The 12125-nt window shown below is 69.3% G+C and carries 13 protein-coding genes and 1 pseudogene; 6 read left to right on the top strand and 8 right to left on the bottom strand.

Annotated elements, in window-relative coordinates; translation table 11 throughout:
* Positions 1–285 precede the first annotated feature (285 nt).
* Positions 286–516 (bottom strand): hypothetical protein, encoded by a 231-nt coding sequence (locus ACWDSL_RS47925; protein WP_450495360.1) that lies wholly within the window; start codon positions 514–516, stop codon positions 286–288.
* Between the two features lie 462 nt (positions 517–978).
* On the opposite strand from ACWDSL_RS47925, the gene ACWDSL_RS47920 reads away from it, so the two are divergent.
* The 6 genes from ACWDSL_RS47920 (at position 979) to ACWDSL_RS47895 (ending at position 4374) form a co-directional block, all read left to right on the top strand.
* Positions 979–1926 (top strand): SDR family NAD(P)-dependent oxidoreductase, encoded by a 948-nt coding sequence (locus ACWDSL_RS47920; protein WP_450495358.1) that lies wholly within the window; start codon positions 979–981, stop codon positions 1924–1926.
* Between the two features lie 101 nt (positions 1927–2027).
* Positions 2028–2237 carry a type II toxin-antitoxin system VapB family antitoxin gene (locus ACWDSL_RS47915; protein WP_450495356.1) on the top strand — a complete coding sequence of 70 codons (210 nt, stop codon included), beginning with the start codon at positions 2028–2030 and terminating at the stop codon, positions 2235–2237.
* 3 nt (positions 2238–2240) lie between these two features.
* Positions 2241–2651: a PIN domain-containing protein gene (locus ACWDSL_RS47910; protein WP_450495354.1), complete on the top strand. Its 411-nt coding sequence runs from the start codon at positions 2241–2243 to the stop codon at positions 2649–2651.
* Positions 2652–2731: 80 nt separating this feature from the next.
* The gene (locus ACWDSL_RS47905; protein WP_450495352.1) at positions 2732–3007 is read left to right on the top strand and encodes a type II toxin-antitoxin system Phd/YefM family antitoxin; all 276 of its coding nucleotides are present in this window, start codon (positions 2732–2734) and stop codon (positions 3005–3007) included.
* Between the two features lie 136 nt (positions 3008–3143).
* A complete protein-coding gene (locus ACWDSL_RS47900; protein WP_450495350.1) occupies positions 3144–3254 on the top strand; it encodes a type II toxin-antitoxin system RelE family toxin in 111 nt (36 codons plus the stop codon).
* A 64-nt stretch (positions 3255–3318) separates the two neighbouring features.
* A complete protein-coding gene (locus tag ACWDSL_RS47895) occupies positions 3319–4374 on the top strand; it encodes a lipoyl protein ligase domain-containing protein (protein WP_450495348.1) in 1056 nt (351 codons plus the stop codon).
* 51 nt (positions 4375–4425) lie between these two features.
* Here ACWDSL_RS47895 and ACWDSL_RS47890 read toward each other — a convergent pair whose 3' ends face one another.
* The 7 genes and pseudogenes from ACWDSL_RS47890 to ACWDSL_RS47860 form a co-directional block, all read right to left on the bottom strand.
* Positions 4426–5184: a polysaccharide lyase gene (locus ACWDSL_RS47890; RefSeq protein WP_450495346.1), complete on the bottom strand. Its 759-nt coding sequence runs from the start codon at positions 5182–5184 to the stop codon at positions 4426–4428.
* Between the two features lie 63 nt (positions 5185–5247).
* A complete protein-coding gene (locus ACWDSL_RS47885; protein ID WP_450495344.1) occupies positions 5248–6780 on the bottom strand; it encodes an NCS1 family nucleobase:cation symporter-1 in 1533 nt (510 codons plus the stop codon).
* A 103-nt stretch (positions 6781–6883) separates the two neighbouring features.
* A complete protein-coding gene (locus ACWDSL_RS47880) occupies positions 6884–7885 on the bottom strand; it encodes a TIGR03842 family LLM class F420-dependent oxidoreductase (RefSeq protein WP_450495343.1) in 1002 nt (333 codons plus the stop codon).
* A gap of 35 nt (positions 7886–7920) precedes the next feature.
* On the bottom strand, positions 7921–9339 hold the full coding sequence (gene hydA / locus ACWDSL_RS47875) for a dihydropyrimidinase (RefSeq protein ID WP_450495341.1): 1419 nt from the start codon (positions 9337–9339) through the stop codon (positions 7921–7923).
* Complete coding sequence (locus tag ACWDSL_RS47870) at positions 9339–10682, bottom strand: aspartate aminotransferase family protein (RefSeq protein WP_450495339.1); 1344 nt, start codon at positions 10680–10682, stop codon at positions 9339–9341. Before ACWDSL_RS47870 ends, hydA begins: the two co-directional genes overlap by 1 nt.
* 136 nt (positions 10683–10818) lie before the next feature.
* Positions 10819–11661 (bottom strand): nitrilase-related carbon-nitrogen hydrolase, encoded by an 843-nt coding sequence (locus ACWDSL_RS47865; protein WP_450495338.1) that lies wholly within the window; start codon positions 11659–11661, stop codon positions 10819–10821.
* Positions 11662–11829: 168 nt separating this feature from the next.
* Positions 11830–12125: pseudogene (locus ACWDSL_RS47860) on the bottom strand (hypothetical protein); the annotation flags it as partial.

The following is a 12125-nucleotide window of genomic DNA, read 5'->3' as shown; positions in this document are numbered from 1 at the left end:
GCCCAGCACACCGCTGGGCTGACCGCCCGGCCACCGCGCGGCAGCAGCTGCGGCGGAGCGCAGCGGAGCCTGTTCTGAGCTCAGCCGCCCGCCGGGCCGGGAGACCGGGACGCCGGGCCGACCGCCCCTTCCCTCCTGCTGTTGGCGCCTTGGACCCGCAGGGTCCGAGGCGAAACCCGCACCCGCCCGAATCGAATACCGCGAGACGGCGCACAGGCGCAGGCGGAGCGCAGCAGAGCGTGCCTGCGTGCAATGCGCGGCGGGGCGCGGAAGGTCGTTTATTGGTCAGCGGAAGTGGCCATCAGGGTAGCCGGATTCGCCGTTTTCCAGGTCGTTCCGGCCGATGTGGAGACTGATGCCGCCGACCGGGTTGTCGTGCAGACCATGACAGATGTAGCTGTCGTTGACCCAGATGGGGCCGTCGGCCCACGTCACATCCAGCCGACCCGAGGCCAGCACAGGGGACTGAAGAGGTGGGGCCAGTTCGGCCACAGCATGCCAATCGAGCTTCAACACGCCCCGTGATGCCACAGGGCCGTTGGTCAGAAGCGCCCCAGGGCAAAGAAGGGCCCGTCGATCTACGTAACGGTCTCCGACCGGTCCCCCACCCCGCCGGTCGTCAGCCGACCGGACTGGATCGCCGAGACGGGGCGTGGGCTGTGGCTGCTCCGTGAACTCGCGGACGACTTCGGATGCACGCCGGTCGCCGGGGGCAAACAGGTGTGGATTCGGGTCGACATGGAACCAGAACGGCAAGGGCCGGAGGCAGTTCCCGTGATCCTGGACGGCCACCCTCCCGTACTCCTCAAGCGCCGCGATTTCCGCACCGTGCGACGCTTCCTCCTTGTCAACGCGCCGGACAGACAAAGGCGCTGAGGCGTCAAGCCAGGGCCGTATCGACGATCTGTCGACGGCGTATCGGCGACCGCTGTGACGCTGAAGGGGTCAGGCACCTCCCCGCGAGCGCAAGGAGCCCATATGCCCTCCGCACCCCCGGCTGAGTCATGGGACGTCCACCGGCTGCCATCCGCCCCTGGCAGGAACGTCCTGGTCACCGGTGGCAACGCGGGGATCGGCTACTTCGTCGCCGAACAGCTCGCCGGTACGGGGGCCACCGTCGTGCTCGGATGCCGGGACACGACCAAGGCCGAAACCGCGATGGCCTCGATCCGGTCCCGGGTGCCCGGCGCGCGAGTGCGCGCCCTGCGGCTGGACCTCGCCAACCTCTCGTCGTTGAAGGCATCGGTGGAAGCCCTGCACCTGGACCGTCTCGACGCGGTCGTTCTCAACGCGGGGGTGATGATCGACCACCCGCCGCGCCGCGAGAGCCACGACGGCCATGAGCTGATGTTCGCGACCAACCACCTCGGACACTTCGCGCTGACCCGGTGGCTCGCACCGCTGCTCGCGGCCGCCCCCGCGGCTCGCATCGTCACCACGGGCAGCTTCGCGGCGAAGTCCGAGCGGCTGGACCTCGCCGACCTCCAGAGCACCCGGGACTACCAGCCCAAACGCACCTACGCACGGTCGAAGCTGGCGCAGATGCTCTTCGCCCTGGAACTCGACCGCCGCCTGCGGGCGGCCGGCAGCACGGCGCTGAGCGTGGTCACCCACCCCGGCGGCGCCCTGGACTCCCTCACCCCCTCACGTCCACCCGTCCACATCCGCACCACCGGCGACCGACTGCGCGGCCTGCCGGCCGGCCTCTTGGTCCAGGGCAAGGAGGCCGCCGCGTGGCCCGCCGTCCGGGCCGTCCTCGACCCGGACGTGGCGGGCGGACAGCTGTGGGCTCCCCGGGTGTTCGGGCTGCGCGGCCTGCCACGGCCGGCACCTCTCTGGGACCACCTGGCCGATACCGCGGTCGCGGCGCGCCTGTGGGACGCGAGCTGCGAGCTGACCGGGGTCGACCCGAGCTCCGGCCTCTGAGGCCCGAAGATCTCCCACCCCGCCCATCGATCAATGATATCGATCACCGTGCTTATATGATATCGTTCGGATATCTATTGTCCGGAGAGAGCGACACCTCGATGTCCCGCACCGTGATCGATCTTGATGACGACACCACAGAAGAGCTGATGAGGCTCTACAACGTGAAGACCAAGGCGGCAGCGGTACGCCGCGCCATGGAGGAGACCGTCAAGCTGCATCGGCGCCTGGAGTTCATGGACGCCATCGACAGCGGTGCGATTGATCTCACCTATGACGCTCGAACCACGACTACAGGGGACGCGGCCTGACCCTTGCGCTACCTGATCGACAAATCCGCTCTGGCGCGACGGACCAAGGCGTCCGTTCGAGCTGCCCTCGACCCGCTTGTCCAGCGTGGACTGATCGCTGTCAGCGGTGCGGTCGAAATGGAAATCCTCTACTCCGCTCGCAACAGTGCGGAAGTCGACCGATTGCGTTACTGGCTATCCGGCTTCGAGTACCTTCCCTGCCCGGACGAGGTATGGGATCGCGCCAAGGAAGTTCAGTCGCTGGCAACGCGGACCGGCAACCATCGCGCCCTGTCGATGGCAGATCTTTTGATCGCCGCCACGGCCGAGCGCCACTCGGCAACCGTCCTGCACTACGACGAGGACTACGAGCAGATCGCTGCGATCACCCGTCAGCCCCACCGGTGGGTCGTCCCCTCCGGCACTGCCGACTGACGTCGAGATCAGGCGGTGGTGAACCATCCGCCTCGCCGAATCAGAGACAGTACACACCCGCGGGTGTGTACTGTTCTGGTATGGAGATCTATTCGCTCGTGGACGCCCGAAACCAGCTCGGGCAGCTCGTCGGACGCGTCCGGCACGGCCAGGAAGAGATCGTCATCAGCGAATACGGCAAGCCTGCGGCTGCCCTGATCCCCATAAGCGAACTCGAAGAGCTACAGCGCCTGCGTGACGCCGCGGACATCGCTGAAGCCGCGGCGCGTGAGGCGGCGCCGACCGGCCCGTCGATGGCGCATGACGAGTTCATGGCCCAGCTTGAGGCCGAGGATCGTCGGGCAGCTGCCTCGTGACCCATACCGTGGTGTGGCAGCACCAGGCCATGGCCGAGTTCCGTCGGCTGCGCCAGATCGACCCAGTGGGCGCGAAGGCTTGCGCCAGTGCAGTCCGAGCCCTGGCTGATGACCCCTTTCCGGCGGGGCTCGCGCGTTGGGCGGCTCCGGCTACTGGCGGCTGTCCGTTGACGACTGGCGTGTGTTGTACCGGCCGACCGGCGACACCGTCACCGTGCACATCCTCAAAGTTGGCCGCGTCACCTGAGTGCCGGGTGCTCACGAGCACCTGCGAGAAGTGCTGAACGAGAGACAAGAACGAAGGTGCGCGGATGCACGGTGAGTACAAGGTGCCGGGCGGGAAGCTCGTGGTCGTGGATCTCGAGGTCGAGGACGGCCGGCTGAAGGACGTCCGGGTCGCCGGGGACTTCTTCCTGGAGCCCGACGAGGCGCTGCTCGCCATCAACCGCGCGCTGGAGGGCGCGCCCGCCGACACCGATGCGCGCGGGCTCGCGGGCCGGGTCGAGGGGGCGTTGCCGGAGGGTGCGGTCATGTTCGGGTTCACGGCGGATGCCGTGGGTGTCGCGGTGCGGCGGGCGTTGGCGCATGCCACCGACTGGACGGACTACGACTGGCAGCTGATCCACGAGGGTCCGCAGCCGCCCGCCCTGCATATGGCGCTGGACGAGGTGCTGACCGAGGAGGTCGCGCTGGGGCGGCGGCCGCCGACGTTGCGGGTGTGGGAGTGGGCCTCGCCGGCCGTGATCATCGGCAGTTTCCAGTCGCTGCGCAACGAGGTGGACCCCGCGGGCGCGGAGCGGCACGGCGTCGAGGTGGTGCGGCGGATCAGCGGTGGTGGGGCGATGTTCGTGGAGCCCGGGAACACCATCACGTACTCGCTGTATGTGCCGGAGTCGCTGGTGTCCGGTCTGTCCTTCGCCGATTCGTACGCGTATCTCGACGACTGGGTGCTGGGCGCGCTCGGCGATATGGGCATCGCGGCGTGGTACCAGCCGCTCAACGACATCGCGACCGACGCCGGGAAGATCGGCGGCGCCGCGCAGAAGCGGGTGGTGACCGGGGCCGGGGCGGTGCTGCATCACGTGACGATGTCGTACGACATCGACGCGGACAAGATGGTCGAGGTGCTGCGTATCGGCCGGGAGAAGCTGTCCGACAAGGGGACCAGGAGCGCCAAGAAGCGCGTGGACCCGCTGCGCCGGCAGACCGGACTGGCGCGCGCCGCCGTCATCGACCGGATGATCGCCTCCTTCCGCGAGCGGTACGGGCTCGCGGACGGCAAGGTGACGGAGGAGGAGGCGGCACGGGCGCAGCGGCTGGCGGAGGCGAAGTTCGGCTCGCGGGAGTGGACCACGCGGGTGCCGTGATGGACCGCGCGGGTGCCGTGACGGCGGCCTGAGCGGGCAGGGCGGGGTGCGTCAGGTCCAGTTGGCCGGCTCCGCCAGTGCGTACGACGCGGCGATGCGGTGCTGGTCATGGAGGATCGTCAGCGTGGACGCGCCCGCGGGCGTGCCGTCCCGCCAGGCCGTGCAGTAGATACCGCTGGACCAGCGGATGGTCTGCGAGGTGGACGGCAGCAGGGTGATGCCGGTCGAGCTCACGGTCTTGCGTCCGTTGAGCCACACCTCGTACGCACCCTGGCCGTCGTCGGCCAACTTGAGCCGTACGACGAGCCGGATCCATGTGCCCCTCAGGCCGGTGATCTTGCCGACGGTCCCGGAGACCGCGCGGCCGCCGTAACGGATCTCGTCCCCTTGGACGAACATCAGCAGCCAGGGGCCCTCCGGGTCCTCGGGGGACCACTGCTGGAAGGTGACGTTCTGGTTGTGGAACCGCCAGTCGGGCGCGAGGCGGATGGCCTGGCCGTAGTAGCGGTCCTGGCCGACGCTCTGCGCGCCCCGCTGGAGGACTTCGGAGTGGTAGCCCCCGGTTTCGTCGATGTAGGTCTGGGTCGCCTCCAATGAGTGCGCGCCCTTGTAGGTCGGGGTGTCGATGGTGCTGATCGACCCCTGCTTCTGGGTGTAGCTGTAGTCCCAGCCCTCCACGCTGCCGCGGTTCTGGAAGTAGACACCCTCCGGCAGTTCGGCGGCCGATGCCCGGCCGGAGGGCGCGAGGGTGGCGAGTGGCCCGGCTAAGCCCAGACCTCCGAGCAATGTGAGTGCTTGTCGTCGCTTCATGCCGGAAGATGATGGGTGCCACCGGGTCAAGGGTCAAGAAGCTTGTCGGAAAAGGTCCGAGGATTACGGCTTGGGAGCCGTTTCCCGGCGTCCCAGCATCAGCAGCGTGTAGAGGACGAGCGCGGTCCCGAGCCCGACCGCCCAGCCGTAGTCGCCCAGCGGTTTGAGGAAGGGGATCAGCCCGTCCACCGGGAACGGGCCCGCCGTTCCGGGGTCGGTGTGCGCGCCGCCGATCGCCAGCACTCCGCCCGCCGTGAAGGCGGCGAGTGCCCGCCAGTTCCAGCCGCCGGAGTACCAGTAGCGGCCGCCCTCACGGTAGAGGTCGGGCAGGTGGAGGAAGGCGCGGCGGATGATCCAGTAGTCGGCGATCAGGATGCCCGCGACGGTGCCGAGGAGGGCGCCGACCGTATCGAGCCAGGTGAAGATGTAGACATCGGGGCTGGAGTACAGCTTCCAGGGGAAGATCGCGACCCCGACGACCGCGGCGATCACCGCGCCCACCCGGAAGGTGATCTTTCCGGGTGCCATATGGGACAGATCGAAGGCGGGCGAGACGACATTGGCCGCGATGTTCACGGACACGGTGGCGACCAGGATCGTGATCAGGGCGAACAGCACGCCCGCCCAGTTGTCGATTTTGGCCGCCACCTGTTCGGGCTGCCAGATGGGCGCGCCGTAGACCGCCTGCGTACCGGACGTCACCAGGACCGAGAGCAGGGTGAAGAGCGTCATGGTGGTCGGCAGGCCCAGCGACTGGCCCCAGAACTGGGAGCGCTGATCGGCCCCGTAGCGGGTGAAGTCGGGGATGTTGAGCGACAAGGTCGACCAGAAACCGATCATCGGCATCAGCGCGGGAAAGAACACCGACCAGAAGTCGCCGTCCCAGCCGAGTTCGGAGGGCTGGTCCAGCAGCGGGCCGAGGCCCCCGGCCTTGTTGGAGATCCAGATCAGCAGGGCCACCGCGCCGACGATGACGAACGGGGCCGCCCAGTTCTCGAAGCGCCGCAGGGTCTCCATACCGCGCACGATGATGGCGATCTGGAGGACCCAGAACAGCGCGAACGACAGCCAATGCGTCCAGGGATAGCCGCCGAGGGAAGCCGCGCCGGTCCACCAGTCGCCGAGCACCTTGCCCGCCAGGAGGAAGATGGCGGCCCCGCCGATCCACGTCTGGATCCCGAACCACGCGCACGCGACGCCCGCGCGGATCAGCGCGGGGAAGTTGGCGCCCCGGACGCCGAAGGAGGCGCGGGCGAAGACAGGGAACGGGATGCCGTAGCGCGGGCCGGCGTGGCCGGTGAGCAGCATCGGCACCAGCACGATCACATTGGCCACGGCGATGGTCAGCACCGCCTGCTTCCAGTCCATACCGAGCTGGATGAGGCCGGAGGCGAGCGTCCAGGTCGCCGCGTTGTGGGCCATGCCGACCCAGAGGGCGGTGAAGTTGTACGTGTTCCAGGTCCGCCGGGCGACGGGTACGGGCAGCAGGTCCTCATTGGCGTACCGCCCGGTGGGAACGGCCGCGCCCACGGGGAGCTCGACGCGGCCGTCCGGGTGGGTGGTCTGGGCGGATGGTGGCGGTGCGCTGGCGGTCATGGAACCCCTCTTCGTTCGACAGTGGTCAGGACGGGGCCGTGCGGGAGCGTCCTTGGCGCGGTTCTGTCGTTGGGTTCTGAGGTGAGAAAGAGAGGGACACCGGTCAGTCGGTCAGCGCCGGGATGACGCGTTCGCCGTACGCGTCGATGGTCGCCTCCTTCGCGTCGTGCATGGCGTAGATCGCGAACTGGTCGACCCCCAGCGCGCGCAGCCCCCGCAGCTTCTCGATGTGGGCCTCGACCGGACCGAGCAGGCAGAAGTGGTCGACGATCTCGTCGGGGACGAAGCCCGTGCCGGGGTGTCCGGTGCGGCCGTGGTGGGCGTAGTCGTAGCCGGCGCGGCCCTTGATGTACGCGGTCAGGGCGTCGGGGACGGCGTCGGAGTGCTCGCCGTAGCGTTTCACCAGGTCGGCGACGTGGTTGCCGACCATGCCGCCGAACCAGCGGCACTGCTCGCGGGCGTAGTCGAGGTCGTCCCCGACGTACGCGGGGGCCGCGACGCAGATGGTGAGCGCGGCCGGGTCGCGCCCGGCCTCGGCCGCGGCGGTCCGTACCGCCTTGACCATCCACTCCGTCAGATAAAGGTCGGCGAGTTGCAGGATGAAGCCGTCGGCCTTACGGCCGGTGAGGGCGAGCGCCTTGGGGCCGTAGGCGGCCATCCAGACGGGCAGTCTGCCGTTCTCGACCCAGGGGATGTGCACGGTGGTGCCGTCGACGACCGCCTCCCGCCCCTCGGCCAGATCGCGGATGGCGTCGATGGCCTGGCCGAGGCGGGCGAGGGTGTTGGGTTTACGGCCCGCCACGCGCATCGCGGAGTCGCCGCGGCCGATGCCGCATACGGTGCGGTTGCCGTACATCTCATTGAGCGTGGCGAAGGTGGAGGCGGTGACCTCCCAGGTGCGGGTGGACGGATTGGTGACCATGGGGCCGACGATCAGCCGCTCGGTGTGTTCCAGGATGCGGCTGTAGATGACGAACGGCTCCTGCCACAGCACGGCCGAGTCGAACGTCCAGCCGTGGGTGAAGCCCGCGCCCTCCGCGCGCCGCATCAGTTCGACCACATCCGCCGCCGGCGGATCGGTCTGCAGGACGAGTCCGAAATCCATACTCGCTCCCAGGGTTGGTCCAGCTATTTAGCTCGTCAGTTGAGGTACTGGCACGTGTCGCGCGCGATGAACTGCCCATGCCCCGCGCGCCCCGTGTACTGCCGCCGGTCGATGACGGTTTCGCCGCGCGACAGCACGGTCTCCACCTGCCCGGTGATCCGCTTCCCCTCGTACGCCGAGTAGTCGACGTTCATGTGGTGGGTCTGGGCGGACAGCGTCTGCTCGGCCCGCGGGTCGTAGATGACGAGGTCGGCGTCCGTCCCGGGCGCGATGGTGCCCTTCTTCGGGTAGAGGCCGAACATCCGGGCCGGGGTGGCGCAGGCGATCTCGATCCAGCGGCGGCGCGAGATATGTCCGTCGACGACCGCCTGATGGAGGAGATCCATCCGGTTCTCCACGCCCGGCAGCCCGTTGGGGATCTTGGAGAAGTCGCCGCGGCCCATCTCCTTCTGGCCCACGAAGCAGAAGGGGCAGTGGTCGGTGGAGACGATCTGCAGGTCGTTGGTGCGCAAGCCCCGCCACAGCGCGGCCTGGTGCTCGCGCGGCCGCAACGGCGTGGAGCAGACGTACTTGGCGCCCTCGAAGTCCGGCTCGGCGAGGTTGTCGGTGGACAGGAAGAGGTACTGGGGGCAGGTCTCGCCGAAGACGGGAAGCCCCTTGTCGCGGGCCTGGGCCAGCTCTGCCACGGCCTCCGCGGCCGAGACGTGCACGACGTACAGCGGGGCCCCGGCGACCCGGGCCAGCTGGATCGCGCGGTGGGTGGCCTCCGCCTCCAGCAGCGACTTGCGGACCTCGCCGTGGTAGCGCGGGTCGGTCCTGCCCTCGGCGAGCGCCTGCTCGATCAGAACGTCGATGGCGAGGCCGTTCTCGGCGTGCATCAGCATCAGCCCGCCGTTGGCGGCGCCGCGCTGCATGGCCCGCAGGATCTTTCCGTCGTCGCTGTAGAAGACGCCCGGGTAGGCCATGAAGAGCTTGAAGGACGTGATGCCCTCATCGACGAGGAGGTCCATCTCCCTGAGCGTGCCCTCGTTGACGTCGGCGAGGATCATGTGGAAGGAGTAGTCGATCGCGCACAGGCCCGCCGCCTTCGCATGCCAGGCGTCAAGCCCCTCGCGCAGCGAGTGGCCCATCGACTGGACCGCGAAGTCCACGATGGTCGTCGTCCCGCCCCAGGCCGCGGCGCGGGTGCCCGTCTCGAACGTGTCGGAGGCGAACGTGCCGCCGAAAGGCATCTCTATGTGGGTGTGCGCGTCGACCCCGCCCGGGATGACGTACTTGTCGGTGGCGTCGATCGTACGGTCGGCCGTCCAGCCCTGGGCGTACGCGCTGTCGGGCGCGGCGAGGGCGGCGATACGGCCGTCCTCGACGAGGACGTCGGCCCGGGTCTCCTCGGCCGCGGTGATGACGAGGCCGCCGCGGATCACGGTGCGGGAGCTGCGGGAGCTGCGGGACATCAGAGTGTGCTCCTTCCGGCCTCGTCGGCCGCCTCCGCCGAACCGTCCGCCATGGCCTGCGCCGTGCGGAGTGCCGTCGCCAGGATCTCCGCGCCCTCCTCGGCCTCGGCGGCGGTCAGGCTCAGCGGCGGGGCGATACGCAGCACGCTGCTGTTGTGGCCGCCGCCCTTGCCGAGCAGCAGCCCGCCCTCGCGCGCGGCCTCCAGGACGGCCGAGGCCGCGTCGGGCGAGGGCCGGTCGCTGCCCGGCTCCACCAGCTCGATGCCGATCATCAGCCCCCGGCCGCGCACCTCGCGTACGACGTCGAGCCCGGCGGCCGCGGTGCGCAGCCGGTCCATGAGCAGCCCGCCCACGCGGCGCGCATTGCCCTGGAGGTCGTGTTCGAGGAGGTGGGTGAGGTTGGCGAGGCCCGCGGCCATGGTGATCGGGCTGCCGCCGAAGGTCGAGATGGAGTTGGCGCCCAGACAGTTCATGACCTCGGCGCGGGCGACGACACCGCCGATGGACATCCCGTTGCCGATGCCCTTGGCGAAGGTGAGGACGTCGGGCGGGCCGGAGGCGGCGTGTGCCTGCCAGCCCCAGAAGTTGTCGCCGGTCCGCCCCCAGCCGGTCTGCACCTCGTCGCTGATCCACAGGATCCCGTGCCGGTCCAGGACCTCCCGGAAGGCGGCGAACAGCCCGTCCGGCGGTGAGGTGAACCCGCCGACGCCCTGCACGGGCTCCGCGATCAGCGCCGCGACCTGGCCGTACGCCTGGCCCAGCACATCCTCCAGATCGGCGACGCACGCCTTGATGAACTCGGCGTCCGACAGCCCGGCGTACGGGCCGCGGCCGCGTACCCCGCCGTGTACGTACAGCGTCTGCAGCGGGGACAGGCTGGTGGGCGACCAAGAGCGGTTGCCGGTGATGCCGACGGTCGAGAAGGACCGGCCGTGGTAGCTGTTGCGCATCGCCAGGATCTGGTTGGAGCGCCGGTGGGTGGTGGCCAGGAGCAGGGCCGTGTCATTGGCCTCGGTGCCGGAGGTGGTGAAGAAGACGCGCGGGTCGGGGATGCCGGACAGCTCGGCGACGCGCTCGGCCAGCTCCACCATGGGGCGGTCGAGATAGAGCGTGGAGCTGTGGATGATCCGCGCCGCCTGCTCGCTGACCGCCTTGGTGACCTCGGGGAGGGCGTGGGCGGTCATGGTGGTGAGGATGCCGCCGAAGAAGTCGAGGTAGCGGTTGCCGTCGGCGTCCCAGACATGGCGGCCCTCGCCGTGCGTGAGCTCGATCGGCCGCTCGTAGTAGAGGGCGATCCAGTCGGGCAGAACGGCCTTGTGGCGGTCGTGGAGCTCGCTGTTCACCGTGCCTCCTTGTTCGCCCCGCCGCGGCAGCGGCTGCTCGTCACATCAGCGGCTCCGCCGCGGGTACGGTCGGCCGCGCGGCGCAGAGGTGCCGGCATCGTGTCCACCTGCGGCCCGGCGGCCGCGCGTCCGACGTTCACGGTTTCACCAGCCCCCCGTACGCGTCCGGCCGTCGATCCCGGTAGAACGCCCACTGCTGGCGCACCTCGTCGATCAGGCCGAAGTCCAGGTCCCGGACGATCAGCTCCTCCGTCTTGTCGTCGGCGGCCTCGCCGACGAGCTGGCCGCGCGGGTCCACGAAGTAGCTGGTGCCGTAGAAGTCGTTGTCGCCGTACTCCTCCACGCCGACGCGGTTGATCGCGGCGATGAAGTACTCATTGGCGACCGCGGCCGCCGGCTGCTCCAGCTGCCACAGATACGCCGAGAGGCCGCGCGAGGTCGCGGACGGGTTGTAGACCAGTTGGGCGCCGGCCAGGCCGAGCTCGCGCCACCCCTCGGGGAAGTGGCGGTCGTAGCAGATGTACACGCCGACCTTGCCGACCGCGGTGTCGAACACCGGCCAGCCCAGGTTGCCCGGTTTGAAGTAGTACTTCTCCCAGAACCCCTTGACCTGCGGGATGTGGTGCTTGCGGTACTTGCCGAGGAAGCTGCCGTCCGCGTCGATCACCGCCGCGGTGTTGTAGTAGAAGCCGGACTGTTCCACCTCGTACACCGGCACCACCATCACCATGCCGGTCTCCCGGGCCAGCTCCCGCATCCGCCGGACCGTCGGCCCGTCCGGGACCGGCTCCGCCCAGCGGTAGTGCTCCGCCTCCTGTACCTGACAGAAGTAGGGGGCGTTGAACACCTCCTGAAAGCCGATCACCTTGGCGCCTTGGGCGGCGGCCTGCCGGGCGTACTCCTCGTGCTTCGCGATCATCGATTCGGTATCGCCGGTCCAGGTGCACTGGACGAGCGCGGCACGTACGACGTTGGCCATGGTCTGCTCCTTCGCCCTTGCCATCGCAGGCGTCTGGCATCTACGCACGTAGATTCCGGCTGTGGAAAGAACGTAGAAGCGCACTGACCACTCTGGCAATACCGCGGCCGTTACTCAACGAAGACGTTCACGTTTCGTGTTATGTCAGGCAAGGCGGGTCACTTCAGGTCAGGCAAGGCCGGGTACGCCCGGCAGGCCCGCGGCGCGCAGGGCGTGCGCGAGATCGTGGTGGCTGCTGGAGGACACGCCGCTCGCGGCGTCCAGCAGCAGCGGCACCAGCTCGGCCGGGGCGTTCGCCGCGGCCTGCGCGGCCTCGTCGGGTCTGCGCGCCCGCACCAGCGCCTCCAGCAGAAACGCCGCTTCCGCGCGGCTGCCCGAGGCCAGCAGCGCGAGCACGGTCTGGGCCACGTCGGTGACGGGGCGCGCGACGCTCTGCCGCAGCAGCCGCGCGCCGTCCTCGCCGC

The sequence above is a fragment of the Streptomyces sp. NPDC000941 genome (assembly GCF_053599555.1).
The sequence above is the reverse complement of the archived record's forward strand: the minus strand, read 5'-3'. Positions and strand labels throughout refer to the sequence as shown.